At 51.7% G+C, this 18,976-nt stretch carries 13 protein-coding genes and 1 pseudogene; 1 reads left to right on the plus strand and 13 read right to left on the minus strand.

From position 1 onward, the window contains the following. Nucleotides 1-91 precede the first annotated feature (91 nt). Together NNL21_RS15120 and NNL21_RS15125 are read right to left on the minus strand one after the other, a co-directional pair. Nucleotides 92-964, minus strand: a complete 873-nt coding sequence (locus NNL21_RS15120) for a sugar phosphate isomerase/epimerase family protein (RefSeq protein WP_204818109.1) — start codon at nucleotides 962-964, stop codon at nucleotides 92-94. Nucleotides 965-1,049: 85 nt separating this feature from the next. Next, on the minus strand, nucleotides 1,050-2,576 hold the full coding sequence (locus NNL21_RS15125; RefSeq protein ID WP_204818110.1) for an NAD(P)H-hydrate dehydratase: 1,527 nt from the start codon (nucleotides 2,574-2,576) through the stop codon (nucleotides 1,050-1,052). Nucleotides 2,577-2,720: 144 nt separating this feature from the next. On the opposite strand from NNL21_RS15125, the gene NNL21_RS15130 reads away from it, so the two are divergent. Then, nucleotides 2,721-3,626, plus strand: coding sequence for a DMT family transporter (locus tag NNL21_RS15130; RefSeq protein ID WP_256555264.1), 906 nt, complete (start codon nucleotides 2,721-2,723; stop codon nucleotides 3,624-3,626). 57 nt (nucleotides 3,627-3,683) lie between these two features. Here the strand turns inward: NNL21_RS15130 and NNL21_RS15135 are convergent, their stop codons facing one another. From NNL21_RS15135 to NNL21_RS15185, 11 genes and pseudogenes are all read right to left on the minus strand, one after another. Continuing rightward, the gene (locus tag NNL21_RS15135; protein WP_204818111.1) at nucleotides 3,684-5,348 is read right to left on the minus strand and encodes an extracellular solute-binding protein; all 1,665 of its coding nucleotides are present in this window, start codon (nucleotides 5,346-5,348) and stop codon (nucleotides 3,684-3,686) included. A 54-nt stretch (nucleotides 5,349-5,402) separates the two neighbouring features. Continuing rightward, the gene (locus tag NNL21_RS15140; protein ID WP_204818112.1) at nucleotides 5,403-6,296 is read right to left on the minus strand and encodes a carbohydrate ABC transporter permease; all 894 of its coding nucleotides are present in this window, start codon (nucleotides 6,294-6,296) and stop codon (nucleotides 5,403-5,405) included. A 12-nt stretch (nucleotides 6,297-6,308) separates the two neighbouring features. After that, a complete protein-coding gene (locus tag NNL21_RS15145) occupies nucleotides 6,309-7,220 on the minus strand; it encodes an ABC transporter permease (RefSeq protein ID WP_204818113.1) in 912 nt (303 codons plus the stop codon). Nucleotides 7,221-7,359: 139 nt separating this feature from the next. After that, complete coding sequence (locus tag NNL21_RS15150) at nucleotides 7,360-10,452, minus strand: alpha-mannosidase (RefSeq protein ID WP_204818114.1); 3,093 nt, start codon at nucleotides 10,450-10,452, stop codon at nucleotides 7,360-7,362. A 56-nt stretch (nucleotides 10,453-10,508) separates the two neighbouring features. Continuing rightward, nucleotides 10,509-12,701, minus strand: a complete 2,193-nt coding sequence (locus NNL21_RS15155) for a hypothetical protein (protein ID WP_204818115.1) — start codon at nucleotides 12,699-12,701, stop codon at nucleotides 10,509-10,511. Nucleotides 12,702-12,915: 214 nt separating this feature from the next. Next, nucleotides 12,916-14,108: pseudogene (locus tag NNL21_RS15160) on the minus strand (GntR family transcriptional regulator). A gap of 152 nt (nucleotides 14,109-14,260) precedes the next feature. Beyond that, entirely contained in the window at nucleotides 14,261-14,671 is a 411-nt protein-coding gene (locus NNL21_RS15165; RefSeq protein WP_204818116.1) for a hypothetical protein, read from the minus strand. Beyond that, on the minus strand, nucleotides 14,668-15,687 hold the full coding sequence (locus NNL21_RS15170) for an ABC transporter ATP-binding protein (protein ID WP_204818117.1): 1,020 nt from the start codon (nucleotides 15,685-15,687) through the stop codon (nucleotides 14,668-14,670). Before NNL21_RS15170 ends, NNL21_RS15165 begins: the two co-directional genes overlap by 4 nt. Before the next feature lie 101 nt (nucleotides 15,688-15,788). Further along, nucleotides 15,789-16,799 (minus strand): ABC transporter ATP-binding protein, encoded by a 1,011-nt coding sequence (locus tag NNL21_RS15175; protein ID WP_204818118.1) that lies wholly within the window; start codon nucleotides 16,797-16,799, stop codon nucleotides 15,789-15,791. Between the two features lie 11 nt (nucleotides 16,800-16,810). Beyond that, the gene (locus NNL21_RS15180) at nucleotides 16,811-17,980 is read right to left on the minus strand and encodes an ABC transporter permease (RefSeq protein ID WP_204818119.1); all 1,170 of its coding nucleotides are present in this window, start codon (nucleotides 17,978-17,980) and stop codon (nucleotides 16,811-16,813) included. Then, the gene (locus NNL21_RS15185) at nucleotides 17,977-18,975 is read right to left on the minus strand and encodes an ABC transporter permease (protein ID WP_204818120.1); all 999 of its coding nucleotides are present in this window, start codon (nucleotides 18,973-18,975) and stop codon (nucleotides 17,977-17,979) included. Before NNL21_RS15185 ends, NNL21_RS15180 begins: the two co-directional genes overlap by 4 nt. Nucleotide 18,976 lies beyond the last annotated feature (1 nt).

Consider the following 18,976-nt stretch of genomic DNA (forward strand, 5'->3'; position numbering starts at 1 on the left):
GCAAAAAAGCAGTCACCATCAGGCGACTGCCGATTGTTGCTCAGATCATCGATCTGTTCAAATTAGTTAAGGTTACAATGAGAACAGGTGTTTAACTTTCATCCCAAAGCTGTCGCAAATAGTCCATCCCCAGCTTGGAGCCGACTTTGCAATCTTCCATGCCCTCGAACTCAATCGTCACATAACCGTCATATCCTGATGCTTTGATGAGCTTGACGATCTCCGGAATTGGCAGGTCGCCTTGTCCGACGATGGCCCCCCGCATATAATTGCCATTGGCCGACCGAAACCAATCGCCGCCTCCCGGGTACCGGTAATAAGGACGAATGTAGAAGTCTTTGAAGTGAACGAGGGACGCATTGGGCAAGTTCCGCTTGACGCCAACCAGCGGATCCTCGTCAACGCACAGAAAATTACCGACATCGAGCGTTGTTCTGAAATTCGGACGGTCAACAAGCTGAAGAACTCGTTGAACGCGATCACTCTGCTGGACACTGAAGCCGTGGTTCTCAATCGTCGTCGTAATTCCGAAATTTGCGGCATAATCCGCGATTCTCCGGCTGCCTTCAATGATCTGCGGAAGAGCATCCTCAAAGTAACGGATCGTCATCTTCTCCGGCGGAAGTGTAAACGCGGTCACATCATGACGCATGTGGCGGATGCCCATCCGGTCCAGCAAATCGACATGCTGCTTGAGGCGGTCAACCTCCCCTTCGAATTCACGCTCCGTTTCCTGCACGAAATTCGCGGGCATCGAGTAGTTGGATAATGCGATACCTGTTTCCCCAGCCTTGTCCCTAACGTCGTCAGCCAGAGCTAAATTATCGACCAAGGTGAAGCCGTACGGTACGATTTCCATATGCTCCCCGCCGTTTTCCTTAATCCAATCAATCACGCCCAGCACCGACATTTCACCCGATTTGATTGCCGAAAGCAAACTATACGTGCTTAATCCTAGTTTCATGAGAACCCTCCATATCATCATAGTAAAGGTTGTTCAGCTCATCATACACGCTTCATAATCCGGGCTTCTGCTTGCATACGTTGTATTAGAGCTCCGCTATTATATCGCCGGCAATCAAGGAGCCGGGCGCTTGCCGCCTAGCCGCCGCTCGGTCCCCAGCTTCCCCATGCCAATAGACGCCCAATACGGCGGCTTGCCTTCCCGTCAGCCCTTGAGCAAGCAGGGAGCCGATTACACCCGCGAGCACGTCTCCCGCCCCGCCTGTTGCCATCCCGGCGTTCCCGGTTACGTTAATATAGACTTCTCCCTCCGCAGCGGCGCAGACCGTTCGCGCTCCTTTCAGAACAACGGTCACCCCGTGCTTCACTGCATATCCTCTTGCTGCCTCAATACGGTCACGCTGAACATCGCGTGTGCTTAAGTCTGCTAGACGCGCCATCTCGCCAGGATGAGGGGTCAATACAGTTGGCGCCTGTCTTACCGCCCATGACGCAAAGTCATCTGCATCGGCGATCATGTTCAATGCATCCGCATCGATTACGAGCGGGATTTCAGTCCCCTCCCATATGGCTCTCAGCCACGCGCCGTCCCCTTCCCATCGTCCCATGCCAGGCCCTATGACGAGCGCCTGCTTGCCTTGCGCAAGCGAGAGCAGCTCTCGCGGATCAGCCTTAGTCCAATCGCCGCATCCCTCATCTGCGACGCCTGCAAGCATCAATTCCGGCTGTCTGCTCATGAGGCTTGGAACGAGACTCTCCGGCACAGCCCAGCTAACAAGACCGCAGCCTCCACGCAGCGCTGCGGTTGCAGACAGCAGCCCGGCTCCGCTCATCGCCTTGCTTCCCGCTGCGACCAACACATGGCCGTAGGTTCCTTTGTGGGTGTCTGCTGCTCTCTCCATAGACGGATCGATACCGATATGCGACTTTAATACCTCCTTATCCACTTCATACGTACGCACGCCATGCTGCTCAGCCAATCCCGGCGGTATGCCGATCTTGCGTACGGTCACATCGCCTGCATGAGCAGCTCCGGGATATTGTAGCAAGCCACGCTTCTTGAATCCTAAGGCTACGGTACGCATGGCTCGCACGCATGGTTCACCAGCTTCACCGGTGTCTGCGTCAAGCCCGCTTGGGATGTCGATTGCGACAATCGGCCTGCCGCTGTCGTTGGCCAGTCCTATAAGGTTGGCATATGCCTCTCTGGGCTTTCCCTTCGAGCCCGTACCTAGCAGTGCATCAACAATTCCATCATAGTCCTTCCAATTGATTGTATTCCCGTTATACTGTGAGTAAGTAAGGCCAATCCGGCTTGCAATATTCCGCTGCACGGCAGCTTCATTCCTCAGCAATGCCGGATCGTCGGCATATAGAACCGTCACGGTTAAGCCGGCATCCTGGAGATGGCGGGCTGCAACGAGTCCGTCCGCACCGTTATTTCCTTTACCGGCCAGAATGAGCCACCTTCGTCCAACGGTCTCCGACAGCTCTGCAATCTCTTCCGCCACGGCACGGCCTGCATTTTCCATCAGAACGAGGGCAGGTATCCCTACCCGTTCTATAGTATCGAAGTCGATTCGTCTCATCTCATCCGCTGTCAAGACAAACATCACATCGCCCCTTTCGAACAAGCTGCTATTACCATACTGCCTAATTCCATATGGAAAATCAAGGTACGATCCTCCTTATTGATCTTTAACATAGTCGGAAGTACAATATGGTAGCTGTAATCGGAACAAGAAAGGAAATTCGAAGTGAAAACAACATCTCCTCCGGTCTCACCAATTATCCCGCTGCTCGTAGGGATGGCCGCCATCTCTTTCGCACCGATTCTGGTGCGATACTCCGATGCGCCTGTCGCCGTACAAGGTATGTACCGCATGCTCTTTACGGTAGTCCTCATGCTGCCATTCGGCCTTAAGCAGCTTAGAGCGATCGCATCGATTAGCGTGAAGGATTGGCTCTTACTCGGTGCGGCCGGTTTCTTCCTGGCTCTTCATTTTCTGCTGTGGATGGCATCGCTCACCTATACATCCATCGCCAGCTCTACGATCATTTTATCGATGGAGCCTGTATTCGTCATGATCGGCGCTTATTTCGTATTCAAGGATAAACCAAATGGATTTGCGCTTCTCGGGATGTTTATCGCCTTGCTCGGCATATTCTTCGTCGGTTCCGGAGATGTAAGCTTATCGCAAACGGCAGTCTACGGCGATACCTTATCGCTGCTTGGCACGCTTGCTGTCGCCGTCAACATGCTCATCGCCAAACGTATATTGAAGAGAGTCTCCTCCTACTTATATAGTTTGATCGTATTTATCATCACCTTTATTTGCTTTGGCCTCTATAATCTCGCCTTGGATACTCCGATGACCGGTTACCCGGCTCAAGAATGGGGCATTTTTCTCCTCCTCGCCATTGTACCTACCGTTTTCGGCCATATGATTTTCAACTGGCTGCTGCAGTATGTCAAAGCGACCACCATCTCTATGACCGTTCTTGCTGAGCCTATCGGCGCAAGTCTGCTCGGTATGCTTCTGTTCCGGGAGATGGTGACCGGATTCCAGCTTGTCGGAGGCGTGTTCGTAATCGCAGGATTACTACTCTATATGCGCTCGGAACAAACGGCGGCAACCCCCGATACCTCCTTATCCACCTAAACGAACACAAAGGGAGAGCCTGTTCTTGACGGCTCTCCCTTCTTTACAAGAAATGAATTAGTTCGGCATGCCGAATTTAACGACTTCTTTCCCTTTCAGCTCCGCATTCACGAATTGAATCGCATCCGGGTAACCCGTTTTGTTAATTTGATCACGCAATTCATTGATGATCTTCATGGCTGCATCGTCAGATTTGGCATAAACCGCCTCTTTCCAAGCATCGCCAATTTTATCCATCGAAGGCTTCAGCATCTCCCACTGAGGTGATTTGGCTATGACATCGCCTGGATTAAAGGCGGAGATGATTGCCGTACCGTTCGGACGGAGAATTTTTCTCGCATTGTCCATCGCAGCATTACGCTCTTGATCGGCCCAGATATCGCCGCTGCCAAGCGAATTCATTTGGTCGCGTCCAGCGATCGATTCGAAGCCAATGCTAATGCCTTCGTTCTTGCGTACCTTTCCTGACGTATCTGCAGTGAACTTATCGAAATACTCTTGCTTCGCAGCCGGCTTGCCGTCCTTCATTTCCCAATGGACGCCTTCAACGCCATAGCGCGTAAGCAGGAATCCTTCGTCAGATGCAAGGAAATCAAGCAGTTTAAGCGCTGCATCAACATTCTTCGATTTCTTCGGAATGACGGTTACGTTGTTGCCTTGAATATTCAGATCTGCCGGGCGGTCAGCTGCGGCTCCTGCGCGTTCCAGAGGACCAACCGGTACATAATCGCTGCCCGGGTTCGCTTTAACATAATCCTTCGAAGCGTCCAGAATGGCTGGGTAATGCGCTGCCAGAACAGCGACGCGGCCTTGCTTGATTTTCTCGTTCGCGATTGGATCTGTCTGGGTGAAAGCTTCGTTATCCAGCAGACCTTCAGAGATCAGCTTGCGGTAGTACAACGTATAGTCTTCATAGGCTTTATTGAAGAAGACGTGTTCCAGGGTGCCGTCGCCTTTATCTAGGTAGTCGGTCGGGTAGAACATCGAGTTGCCGATTCCGACAGCCCAGCCGTTATGGAAGCCGCCGAACGGGATAACGGGAAGACCGTTAGCTTTCAGGTTGGCATCCTTGATTTTTTTGAACAGGTTATACAAGTCATCCTTCGTCTTAACGGATTGCGGATCGACACCTACTTGCTCCGCGATGTCCTTGCGAACATAGAAGCCGTACAGCCAGTCAGTTCCGTCTTTGTCGGTTGCAGGCTGGTTCTGCAGAAGCAGGTATTTCTTGCCGTCATAAGCGTTAATGGCTTTCTCGTATAGTGCCGGAGGAACGTTCTCTTCGGCTACCAGCTTCGCGAGGTTCGGATATTTGTCCAGCTTGTCGGATAGATCGACCAGCTGGTCTTCCTTAGCCGCTTTGATAATGACATCAAGCTCGCCGCCCCAAGCCGGGCCGGTGTAAATATCCGGAAGCTCTTCGGTCGTGAAGATCTGATTGACCTTCTCAACCTCGCTGCCCTTCGTATACTCCCATTCCACCCTCACACCAGTCTTCTCTTCGATCACTTTGCTTATAGGAGTCATATCGACATCCGCGCCAGTTGATCCGTTCCAGTTGTGAAGTACCTTAAGCGTAACCACCTTGTCTTTGCCATCGCCACCGTTACCGGACGATCCTCCGTTAGACGAATTGCCGTTGTTGCTGCAGCCGTAGAGCGAACCGCTCAGAAGCGTGGCGGCAAGCAAAATCGAAGCGATTTTGAGTCCTTTCTTAGCCATGCTAACCCCTCCCGTTGATCCTGATTTATATGATAAAGCTCGAACATAGAGCTATTATCCTTTTACCGATCCAATCATAACGCCCTTGACGAAGTAGCGCTGCAAGAACGGATACACGCATAAGATTGGGAAAACCGTGATGACCAAGAGCGCCATTCGCATCGATTCCGGCGTCGCTCCGGCTGCACTCGTATTGATGGTCTGTCCGCCGCTTTGCGCCGCCCGCTGCATGGAGGAAGACAGGGCCTCCGCTTCAGTCAGCAATTCTTGCAGCAGCGTCTGTACAGGAATCAAATTCTTATTCGACACGTAGTATGTGCCCGAAAACCAGTCATTCCAATGCGTAACGCCGATGAACAAGGAGATCGTAGCAAGTACTGGACCTGACAACGGCAGGATAATCTTAAAGAAGATTTGAAAATCGCCGTAGCCGTCAATCTTGGCCGATTCCTCCAGCTCCTCGGGAATCCCTTGCAGGAACGTGCGGATAATAACAATGTGCATGAAGTTAAACAAGAACGGAATCACATAAACCCAGAAGTTATTGATCAAGCCAAGCTGCTTGAGTGTAATGAAATACGGGATGAAGCCTGCGCTGAAGATTGTTGGAAGAAAGATATAGAATGCGAAGAAGTTTCTTCCTGGAAGCGACTTCCGAGCAAGCGCATAGGCCATCATTGTACATAGCAGCACGTGCAGTATCGTGCCTACAACCGTCCTCAGCAGCGTTATCTTGTAGGCCTGCCAAATTTTCGCGTTTTCAAATACCTCGGCATAGTTCTCCAATGTGAATTTACGCGGAAGGAAATAGATGGCACCCATCATGGAATCCTTCCCGTCATTCAAGGAATAAGCCAGAATGTAGATGAAGGGATATACCATCGTAAAGCCGACTAGTGCGAGCACGGCATAATTGATGATTGAGAATAGAGAGAACGAGCGTTTCATCGCATCACTTCCTTAGAAAAGAGATACATCGCTGACTTTTTTAGCGATTCGGTTGACGGTCACGATCAGAATTAATGCAATGAGACTTTGGAATAATCCGACCGCTGCCGCGTAGCTTAGACGCCCTTGGCTTAAACCGGAGTTGATAACATGAACATCCAAGACACTGCCGATAGCGGCCGTTGCCGGTCCATTCAGGAGCAGCAGCTGCTCGAATCCAGCGCTCATCAGGCTGCCGGTCGATAGAATGAACAGAATGACAGCAATGTTGCGGATACCCGGCAGCGTAACGTGCCAGATCTGCCTGAACCTGCCTGCGCCATCGATCTTGGCTGCTTCATAGAGCTGCTGATCCACGCCCGCGATTGCGGCCATGTAGATAATGGAGCTCCATCCGATGCCTTTCCAAATATCCGAACCGACAATAATTTGGTAAAACCACGTCGTGTTATTCAAGAATTGGATGGGCTCGACCCCAAACCAACCCAGTATTTCGTTTACCGGACCGCCAGCAGGCGTAAGCAGACGCTGCATTAAGGTAACGACTACGATCCAAGATACGAAATGAGGGAGATACGAAAGCGTTTGCACAGTTTTCTTAAATTTAACCTTCGTCACTTCATTAAGCAGTATGGCAAGAATGATTGGCATCGGAAAACCGATTAGCAGCTTCATTAAGCTGATGATAATCGTATTGCGGATAATATCCGTCGACTGATAATAGCTGAAGAATTGCTCGAAATATTTCCATCCGGCCCATGGGCTTCCGGTGATGCCCCCAGAGAACGTAAAGTCTCGGAAGGCCACCTGAACACCGTACAGCGGGACGTAAGAAAAGATGAAAAACCAGACAACCCCAGGCAGCAAGAACAAATAGAATGCTTTATGCTGCCACAGACGCTTCCGCAGCGGGGATCCTGTCATACATCCAACCTCCTAAAAGTTTTGTGGATATTCGCTTTCGAAGGAGCAAATATGGGGCATAACTTCCTTCGAAAGCATAAGCCTATCCACCTGTAGAATCTAGTTTGTCATTTCGTTGAACAGAGAAATCAAGCGTCTTCTATCGATTCACCCGAAGCCGCAGTGTTTGGATTTCGAACGGTGTAAACGCGATTTCCACGCTTCCATCCGTTAACTCCAGCTGCTCAATCGTGTCTTCCATAAGATCCGTTAACCACGCCTCAGAGAGATCAAATCCGGTTTGCACCTTCGTTCTGGCATGCGCCCCTGCCGTTTCATACAATCGGACGATCACATCATCGCTATCCTCCGCTTGTTTAACCGCTTCGATCATCACATTCGGATGGCTGACCTGCAGATACGACTGCAATGCCGCCAGTTTACCCTTATCTTCATTCTTCGCCGCATTCGCCGCAATCGAGACCGTCCGTAGAGGGACATTCAACTCATAGCCCCGTTTGTAGATCTCCGCCTGTACGTGATTACCCTTGTGCGGGTAGAGCGAGTACGTGAAGGTATGCTCCGCGCGGTCCGCTTCCGGGTCAGGGTACGACGGGCTGCGCAGCAGGTTCAAATCGAGCACATTGCTCTCCGCGCGATGACCGTATTTGCTGTCATTCAGCAGTGCGACGCCATAATCCGGATCAGACAGATCAACCCAGTGATGGGCGCATATTTCGTCTTTGGCGTAATCCCACATCGTATTCCGGTGCGTTGGCCGTTTCAGGTAGCCGAATTGAATTTCGCAGCTTACCGATTCGGACCGTACATCTACCGGGAATGAAGTACGAAGCATTTTGCCCGACTCTTTCCAGTCCACCGAGGTTTCAAAGTCGATTCTCCGGCTGCCTTGGGTCATGATCACTTTCTGCGTCAAGGTGGATTCACCGAACTGATAGGTATGAATGAGACCTGTTGTCGGGCCGTCCGTGTATTCACGCGTTTCCATAAGATTGAGCTTCATCCCGCCGGTCTGGCGGTAGTCCTGGCGGAAATCCCATGCATCGCCTTCGTCATGATAGATACGCAGCGCGTTTGCACTTGCTCCCTGTTCAACAACCTCGCGTTGATGCTCCTTGTCGAAGATCGAGATGATCGAACCATCATCTCCGAATACTACGCGCAGAAGGCCATTCTCCATGCTGCGTTCTGTGGCCGATGACCGAAGCTCGGCGAAGGCTGCGTCCGCTTCTGCCGTCTCCACAGCAGCAGCCGCTTCCATATTCGACAATGCATGACTGGACGCTGCAGCATAACCCATCGACGGCACACGAACGCGCATCCATTTTCCGCCGGCCTTCAACCACTCATCACGTTCCCACGACAAGGAGTTGAAGATAGCAACCGGTGACTCCGCCTGTCCTGGAACTGTCAGCTGAGCTGCCAATGAGCCATACATATCCGCAATGATCTGCTCGACCCGCTCCTCAAGAATGGCGTATCGCTCCAGCGATTCATCGTATACTCGCTTGATGGACGACCCCGGAAGAATGTCATGGAACTGATACAGCAGCACTTCCTTCCAGATCTCTTCCAGCTCGCCAGCAGGATACTGTGCATCTTTACCGTCACGGTCAGTTACGTAAATACCTGCCAGCGTCGCCGCAAATTCCAGTTCACGGAGGGCCTTCTCCAGCTTGCGGTTAAACCGCTTGCTCCGTCCCTGACTCGTCAGGGTGCCTTGGTGCTTCTCCAGGTACAGCTCGCCGCGCCAGGACTGATAACGGTCCAAGCCTTCGTTTAACTTATCGAAGAAGGCCGATGACGGCTCCTGTACAACAGGGCTTAAGCCGAGCAGATTTTTCTCGCGGGCGAGCCGCTCCAGATGTTCTTCACCCGGACCGCCGCCACCGTCGCCTATCCCGAACAGGACGAGGCATTTGTCTGACACATTCTTGTCTAGATATTCGGCTTCCGCCTTCGCAATGGATCGCGGTGCCGCAGGGCTGTTATACGTATCCTCCGGCGGCATATGCGTCAGCACCTTCGAGCCGTCAATGCCTTCCCACATGAACGTATGATGCGGGAATTTGTTATACACGCTCCAGGACAGCTTCTGCGTCATCATGTAATCCACGCCGGATTTCTTCAGAATTTGCGGCAAGCTCGCGGTGTAACCGAACACGTCCGGCATCCAGAGCGACTTCATCTCCATCCCGAATTCCTGCTGGAAATACCGCTTTCCATAGAGCACCTGGCGGACAAGCGATTCTCCGCTTGGCACATTCGTATCCGACTCGACCCACATCGCACCTTGCGGCTCCCAGCGGCCTTCCTTCACACGTTCCTTAACCTGATCATACAGCTTCGGATAATGCTGCTTCATCCAATCGTACAGCTGAGGCTGACTGGCTCCGAATACGTAATCCGGGTAGCGTTCCATCATGCGCAGCGCTGTCGAGAATGTCCGCGCCCCCTTGCGAATGGTCTCCCTGATCGGCCAGAGCCAAGCAAGGTCGATATGCGCGTGACCGACGGCGCTGACGGTAAGAACGGGATCGCCGCCCTGCTTGGCTAGCTGCTCGCCGAGCAGACGCCGCGCTTCTGCGACTCGATCATCCGTAATTTCCGTCAAATTCAACGAAACATCGTACAATACCTTCAGTATGCGTTCCTTGCGCGCCGAACCAGCCGGCAGCCGCTCCGCAGTTTCAAGCAGCACCTCTGCGTCATAGTACAGCTGCCTTACTTCTTCACGGCAGATCGCAATGACAGCTTCCTTCAGCGTACCGCTGCGGTATCGGCCAAACAAATCGTTGCAGCCTGCGTCTCCCCACAGATCGATGGTTTCGCCTCCGGCCGACGATGCGCTTATGTGAACAACCCGTTTGCCCGGCAGTCCCAGCTCGTAATCGAACTCGGAGTTAATGTTCGTCAACCCTTGTACCGGCGTCCCTTCGTTATCGACGAGACATACTTCGCCATTCACATCGATTAACAATACGACTTTCGCGCCCTTCGCTGTGTCCGGCACTTTGCCCGCAAAATGGAACCAGGCGCAATCCCATAGTTGGCCCCAGCGATCTCCGGCTGCAAGCTCAATCTTCTGACCTGTCAAACGCTCTTCGTAGCTTACCGGCTCCTTCGTTACCCATGCGGTAACCTTCAAATCTTCAAGCGGCTTATAGATGTGTTCCTCAAGCTTCTTAAGCAGTGTCTTCAGCTGCTCCGGCTTCACAGTTTCGTATGGCATAAGGGGTCTCCTTCTTCAGCGCAAAAATGAAATCATTCCTAACATCTTAATGACGCTCACAACGTCCATTTCACATTGACGACGACATCAGCGCCGCTAATGTGCCGGTAATTCAATAGAACCGTTCCTGTCGCCTCGTCCCATTCATAGGGAATAGCTTCAATCAGACCATTGATTGAAAGCTCTGCCGCTACCGGCTCATGAGGGGAATACAACCGCGCAACCGCAGGCATCCCTTCAGGGCCCTTGACTCCAAAGGAGAAGCCTGACTCGCTAACGGTCAAGGACTCGATCCGTGAGGATGCCGCTATACATGCGACTTCGCCGGATGGCGGACGGCCCGCCTCTATATCGTATAAGAACGCTTGCTCCCCAGGATGAACCTGAATGTCCTGCGAGATCGATAACGTTGGATCGAACAGATCAATCACCGGTCCGGTAACTTGAAGCGGTGTATCCGCGATCGATTCCGTCAATACCGATGCGATGAGATAAGGTCCTCTGCGCATCTGATAATAATGCTTTGGCAGCCAGCGGTAATCCGGGTCGCCGAGCAGCTCAAGCGTTTCGATCACGATTTGCCGCAAAGCGTCTGCGCCTTCCACGGAGCTTGCACAGCTATCGGGCGATTGGGCTAAGTAGCTAACCACGCCTTTGCCGGCCCGATACACGCCAGCCCCCTCACCAGCCAAGCCCAGCTGCTCGAACAAATGCACGCGTGCCGAGGAATACTTCATATCCCCTTCATTCCACCAAGCGCGGACCGTATGATACGGATCTGAATCATCCCCGACATAAACCAACGCTCCACCGTCACGGATCCATCCAACCAACGCATAATGGAGATCCGGATATTCAGGCTTCATATATTCGTAGCTGAGCAGCAGGACGCGATAATCCTTCAGGTAATGAGCGAATCTGCGGACATTGTCCAGCTGTACCGGGCGCACGGGAATGCCATGCTTGAGCAGCGGCAATGCCAAACCGTAGAAAGGCGAGAAATCAAGCAGCTCCTGATCGTCTTCAGACGCCAGTGCCGAGGAATCCGTTCCGTCATACTTGCTCTGGACAACATTCTCAGCTTCGCCGATCTTCATACGCTGGAACATCGCAGAATCTGCAAGCAGAATGCCGATGTGCTCCGTTGAGTCTTCCATAATTACATGGTCCTGCTCCATATTGCCGAGCGTATGCATCACGTTCAGAAGCGTTGTTGCATAATCTTGCGGAATGTTGATCCGACTTCCGCTATCCTCGTCGGAAGGATATTTCCCTTGAAAAATCCGTCTCGGCCATGGAGCCACTTCATAATGCGAAACGGCCGGGTGCAGCAGTGAAGCCGTAACGGTCCGGATGTAATTCACCCGGTAATCCGACCATGTATAATTCGGATTGTCTTCGATCGGGTCGTGCAAGAACCACATTCTGCTGCCCGTTCCTCTTACGAGCTCCTGCATAATGCCATATTCGAGGTAGGCTGTCTCAAAGGTCCGTTCTTGTCGAACGCCTTGATAGACATTCGGGGTTCTAGCCGTTCCCGTCCAAATCTGAGCGATATAGCCGTCCACGGATGGCAGCTCGATCAGCCGCGATTCCGGACTTACAATTCTCCACTGGGTGTAGTTGATTAGACTGTGCGTCGGTACGTAGAACCTCAAATCCCGTCCATACGCCGTCAACGCATAATCCTTCATCTCACTGCACAATCGGTCCAAGCTGCGCGTGTATAAAAACGCTTTCAATTTAGAGGCGCGATACTGCGCATCAGGCGTTGAGTGCGGCGGTATCCACGTCTCCCCGTAATACAATCTCCATTCCCGCTTAAACGCTTCGGAATATCCCCCATTCACCCAAAACTCAGGCTCCTCCAGGTGAATCGCTTCCACACCGGCATCGACTGCAAGGCGGATTCGGCTAGCCAAGAAATTCGTATACGAAATGGTCGGAACCATATATGGAATATCTGGTGTAACGCCATGAATGATGCGTTCTCCGCTTCGATCAGTCTGGGCTTCATCCCAATGACGGCGACCATCAACATCCCCATTCAAATAGCTTTGATACTGTCCCCAAGCGACTCCGGTCATCAAATGTACAATATATCCGTGCTCACGCCACTGCTGAATGCGCTGAGGCATCTTATCGTCGATACCGTAAACCATGACAAAGTCGGCCTGCAAATCATAAGAAGGATGGTAAGGACCACTTTCTTGAAAACCAGTTCGCTCTTCGCTTCGATTTCGGACCATGTCCAAAACCCCCTCTTCGAATGTTTACGGGTGCTTCAAAAGTGAAGTGAGTGGAACATGTATCATCACAAATATAATATAATATTATATATTTAATATGTCAATATAAAATATACTAATGTCCGCTTGATTTAATACCCTAATATATATATTTCTAAACAAAAATATGTTAGGGATCCTGTATGGCTAATCCGATGCACAGAAGAGCGGGACGTCAGCTCAAATACGGGCCTGTGGTGCGGCAGATGACAAGCTCCGGTTCCAGCAGCATTTTACTGAAACCCGCTCTCGCGTTCTCTCTCCGTCCATCAATCACTTCAAGCAGCCTTTTAACCGCCTTATATCCGATATCCTGCTCGAATTGTTTAATGTGCGTAAAGATGCTGAACTCTTCTACAATGGAAGTCGGATCGTCGAAGGTCACGATAGACAAATCCTCTGGCACCTTGAGCCCTGCACGTTCGGCCATCTGATAAATATGGACGCCAAGCTCACCATTAAGCGTAATATAAGCCGTAGCCATCCGGTTCCGAATATACCGGTACAACGGATGCGTCAATGAATCCTTCACATTATCGAGCCGGAAGCCCGTAATCATATGGGCCGGATTAATAAGAGCCCCTTTCTCCTTAAGCGCTTCCATATAGCCTTCAAGCCGTTCTTGTACGGTAACGGTTTGAAGAGGCGAATCGGAACAAATCGCGATTTCCCGGTGCCCAAGCTGCCATAGATGCTCGACCGCCTTTGCAATCCCGAGCTTCCCATCCGAAGCGATATAATTCGTCTCCACACCAGGCAAATAACGGTCGATCAAGACGAATGGAAAATGACTAAGCTTCATGCTCAGAATCTCTTCGTTGTATTGCTGGTCATCGACCGGGAATATAAGGAGCCCTTCCGCCCCGACATCCTTCATCGATTGGATCGCTTCCTTCTCCTTCTCTACTCGTCCCTCCGACAGCATGATCATGCTCCTATAGCCATGTTCCCTAATTGCTCGTTGAATCCCGTGAATTAACCGGATGGCGAAGTAATCATGAATAAAGGGGAGGATCACGCCTATCATGCGGTTGCCGGCCTTTCCTATCACGGGCTCTTTTGCGAATCATTCGCAGACTCATTGATAGTGATTTTCTCCGTATCCATCACGAGGTCATACTTATCGGCGGGCGGTTCCTCCGGAAGACTCCCGACAAAGCTGCCCCTCCCCCGGACGCGTGATATCACATTCTCAGCAGCAAGAGCCGACAAGGCGTTAACGACGGTGATTTTGCTGACATGGAACCTCTCCATCAGCTCCCTCTCTGTAGGAATTCGGTCTCCGGCAGCAAGGTTCTCGGATTGAATCAACTCGCGTACATAATCTTGAATCTTCTTGTACAGCGGCACACGGTTTATTGAATTCATCACTTCACCAGGTTTCTTGTTATAATATATACAATATATATATTAAACCTAATATTTTCAATACCTTTATGATAACTTTATTATGGAAATCGAAAAAACAAAGAAGCCTGGACCTGTAATGCACCAGACTTCTATATAACCTTTCTGAAACATTATGGCTGCAAATGCCTCTCGGGTGGCATCGGTAATTCCATCCAGCCGTTACGCAGGGCTTCCAGATCTTCAAGCAGTACTTCACGTATGTCCTCGTCGCGTATAAGACCCGACCTTCTCGTATACTTCTCCAGCCGTCTTAATTTCATCTTGACCGCTCGCTCGGCCTTTCGTTTTACTTTCTCGCAGCGGGCCGGTTCTGCTCCTTGCAGCTCCAGCTCCTGCAGCCGGCGCCTGTAGCGCTCGGTCCACCCGGTTGGAACATCGCCGGTAAGATGAATGCGTTCCAACGCTTCGTGTTTACGTCCGATTACCGTTCTTACCAGCCGATTGGCAAACCAATAGAAGAAGAGAAAGATGAAGATGAACAAAGTTAACAGTAACGAGACTGAACTTAGCACATTCGTCATGAAGCGCCTGCCCCCTGCAAATCTAATTGTCCGGCAAAATGACAGGCTGCATAATGCCCTTCCTCCACTTCGGTCCATGGTGGTGCTTTCTCGCTGCAGACGGGTGCTGCGTATGGGCATCTAGGATGAAAATAACAGCCTTCCGGCGGCTTAGCCGGATTCGCAATCTCTCCAGGCAGAACGGCCTTTCTCTTCTTCTTACGGGGATCCGGTATCGGCTTGGCGGCCATCAATACTTCCGTATAAGGATGCATCGGACGGGTAAATAACGCCTCCGTATGAGCCGTTTCCACCAATTTGCCGACATACATGACGCCGACTCGGTCCGAGATGTGGCGGATAACGCCAAGATCATGAGAAATGAATAAATAGCTTAATTTGAATCGCTCTTGCAGTTCCTTCAGCAAATTTAAGATTTGAGCTTGCACCGACACGTCGAGTGCAGAAACGGCTTCATCGCAGACAAGGAACCGGGGCTCGGTCGCCAGAGCGCGCGCGATTCCGATTCGCTGCCGCTGTCCTCCGCTGAAGGCATGCGGGTATCGCTCCAGATGTCTGCTGTCGAGCCCGACCATCTCCATGAGCTGCTTCACGCGCTCACGCAATTGATCTCCTTTGGCGATCTGGTTGCACAGCAGCGGCTCCCCCACAATGTTCAGCACCGTCATGCGCGGATTTAACGAGGAATAGGGATCTTGAAAGACCAGCTGCATGTCTTTACGCAGAGCACGCAGCTCTTTGGGGTCCAATTCCGTTACCTCGACGATTCCCCCGCTGCGATTCTTGAATCGCACGGAGCCCGATGACGGTTCGATTGCACGCAGAATAGCACGGCCGAGCGTCGATTTGCCGCAGCCCGATTCCCCTACCAGCCCGAATGTCTCGCCCTCATCGATATGCAGATGGATATCATCGACCGCTTTAACCTGTCCGACAGTCTTTTGGAAGAATCCTCGTTGGATTGGAAAATGCTTGCGTAATGACCGGACCTCCAGGATCCGCTTGCCGCTATCCATGGAATCACTCCTGAAATTATAATTTGAATTCGCTCTATACAAACAACTAAAAGCAGCTGCGCAGGCAGAATGTTCTTCCGATCGCTGTTGTTCCCGGATTCTCATTGTCCCGCCAATAGACATCTCACATAATGGCCCTCGCTAACCTCCACTAGCGGGATGTCGGCCACGTTGCACACACCGTCCACCGCTTTCTTGCAGCGTGAATAGAATCCGCAGCCGCTTGGCAAATTCATCGGGAACGGCACCGTCCCCTCGATCGTGTCCAACCTTGCCCCTGACCGGGAGATTGAAGGAATGGAGCCAAGCAGCGCTTCCGTATAGGGGTGCTGGGCGCCGTGGAACAACGTGTCGACATCCGTGTATTCCACAACCTTACCCAGATACATAACAGCGACTTCATCCGACATCTCTGCAATTACTCCCAAGTCATGTGTAATGAAGACGATCGAAGTACCTACCGTTTCTTTGAGTTCATTAAGCAAATCCAACACCTGCGCTTGTACCGTAACATCCAATGCGGTCGTGGGTTCATCGGCAATGAGCAGGGAGGGATTGCTGGAGACGGCCATGGCGATCATCGCTCTCTGCCGCATTCCACCTGATAACTGATGCGGATATTCATTCAAGCGCTGCTCCGGATTGGACATCCCGACCTTTCGGAGCGTACCTAAGGCGATGTGTCTGGCCTCTTTGCGGTTGTCACTCTGATGCAGCAGGATGGATTCCATTAGCTGATTGCCAATCGTATGAATCGGCGAGAAGGCTTTCATCGGCTCCTGAAAGATCATTGCAATCTCCCCGCCGCGAATTTCGCGAAGCGCCTTGCTCCTTAGCGGTAGCTGAGCCAGATCCACTTGCTCCCCCTTCTGATTCCCCTTTGTGCGATGAAGCAGCAGCTCCCCTTCCAGCTTGGCGAATTCCGGCACGAGGCGCAGGATTGCTTGCGACGTGACGCTTTTGCCGCAGCCGCTTTCACCGACGATACCCAAGGTTCGCTTCTTTTTGATCGTCAGATCGATGCCATCAACCGCCTTCAGGATCCCTTCATCCAAGTGAAAGTGTGTTTTCAGCTGTTTGATTTGCAGAAGGACTTCATGCTCTTCGCTCATGCGAATTCACCTCACTTATAGGGATCAGCTGCGTCGCGCAGCCCATCACCCAAGAAATTGAACATCAGGACTGTGACGACGAGAAAAGCCGCTGGCCATAATAACCATGGCTGGTAGGCTAACGTTTGCAAATTCTGCGCATCCTGGAGCAGTACCCCCCAGCTCACAGCCGGGGGCTGAAGTCCCAGTCCGAGGAAGCTGAGCGCGGTCTCGCCGAGGATCGTGGACGGAATCGCCAGCGATGTGCTGACGATAATGTAACTCGAGAACGACGGAAGCAGGTGCTTCGTTATAATGCGCATATCACTCGCGCCGGAGAGTCTGGCCGCCATTGTGAAATCCTCCTCCCGAAGAGCCAATACCTTCCCCCGGACTACACGTGCCAGACCGGTCCAATCAATAACGGAGAAGATGACGATCATCCCGAAGTAGAGCTGCAGCGGGGTCCAGCTTCGCGGTAAGGCGGCGGCAAGCGCCATCCACAAGGGAATGGTCGGGATGCAAACCAACAGATCGATCAGCCTCTGGATGGATGAATCGACGAACCCGCCCAAATACCCGGATATACCGCCCATTAGGAGTCCAAGTACGAGCGTTAACAGGATGCCAACCAAGCCAAACGAAAGCGAAATACGCGCCCCGTACAGGATTCGGGTAAATAAATCACGGCCGAGCGAATCTGTCCCCATCAGGAAGATCGGCGCTTGCGCTTGTTCATTACCGAATAAATGCACATCTGTTTGAAATAGCCCTAGCAGCTTATACGGCTCTCCCTTAACGAACAATTGAATCGGATACTTCTTGGTCGTATCCGTCGTGAAGCTCCTTCGGAATGTCTCCTTATCGGTTTGCTGCTTCATATCATAGACGAACGGTTGAAGATGGAACCCGCTTTCATCGATGAAGCGGATCTTCTGAGGCGGCGCATTCTTATAATCCGCGAACCGGGTTACCGGAAGAGTCGGACTAATAAAGTCGCATAATGCCGCCATAAGATAGAGCAGCAGTAGTACGGGAACTGCAATCATGGCCAGCTTATGCTTCTTAAACTTCCACCATATCAGCCGCCACTGGGAAGCGGCCTCGTAAACCTCCTTTGTGTCCATTCGGGGTTCGTGTGACTTTCGGCGAATAAGGCCGTGCCGGATGCCTCGCCTCATTCTGCTCATGACCGAGCTCATCGGTTCACCCCTCCAAACCGGATGCGAGGATCAAGTGCGGCGAGCAAAATATCGGATATCAAAGTGCCACATACAGTCAACACGCTCAATATAAGCAGGAAGCTGCCTGCCAGATACATATCCTGAACCATGAGCGCTTTGAGCAGCACAGGACCGGTCGTCGGCAAATTTAATACGATCGACACGATCGCCTCGCCTGAGATTAATGCTGGCAGCGTCCAGCCGATAGTGCTGATGAGCGGGTTGATCGCCATGCGTACGGGATATTTGAACAGCAGCTTCTGCTCCGCTACTCCTTTCGCACGGGCCGTAATCACGTACTGCTTCGAAAGCTCGTCAAGCAGCATGCCGCGTGTAATGCGAATCAGACCGGCCGTTCCGGACATCCCGATAATAACAACGGGTATCGCGAGCCTCGGCAGCATGTTCCATACCTTATCCCAGCTCCACGGCGCCCCCTGATACTCCGGGGAGAACAGCCCTGTAATGGAAACGCCCGTTTGGGTAAAGACGATATACACGAGAATGAGCGCAATCAGAAAGCCGGGGACAGCCAGGCCAATAAAGCCAATGAAAGAGAAGAAGTAGTCCCCGAAGGAATATTGATGCGTCGCGGAATAAATTCCAATTGGGATTGCGATCGCCCATACGACAATGAGCGAGATGAGCGAGATGATGATCGTCAGCATCAGCCGGTCGCCGATGACTTCGGAAACCGGCATGTTCCACTGAATCGATGTTCCCAGATCCCCATGCAGGATCATATTCTTCATCCACAGCAGGTATTGGGCATACAGCGGCTGATCCAGTCCATACTGCGCCTTCAGATTCGCAATGGTGCTGTCCGCAACCTCCGTTCCGGTCAAACGGAGCTGCTCCACATACGTCGTTAAGAAATCACCCGGAGGCAGTTGAATGATTATAAAGACAATAAGGCTAATGGCGAATAGAATTGGTATTAATTGTAGCAGCCGATTACAGATGTAACGAAGCATC

The sequence above is a fragment of the Paenibacillus mendelii genome, assembly GCF_024498075.1.
Classification (GTDB): Bacteria; Bacillota; Bacilli; order Paenibacillales; family Paenibacillaceae; genus Paenibacillus_Z; species Paenibacillus_Z mendelii.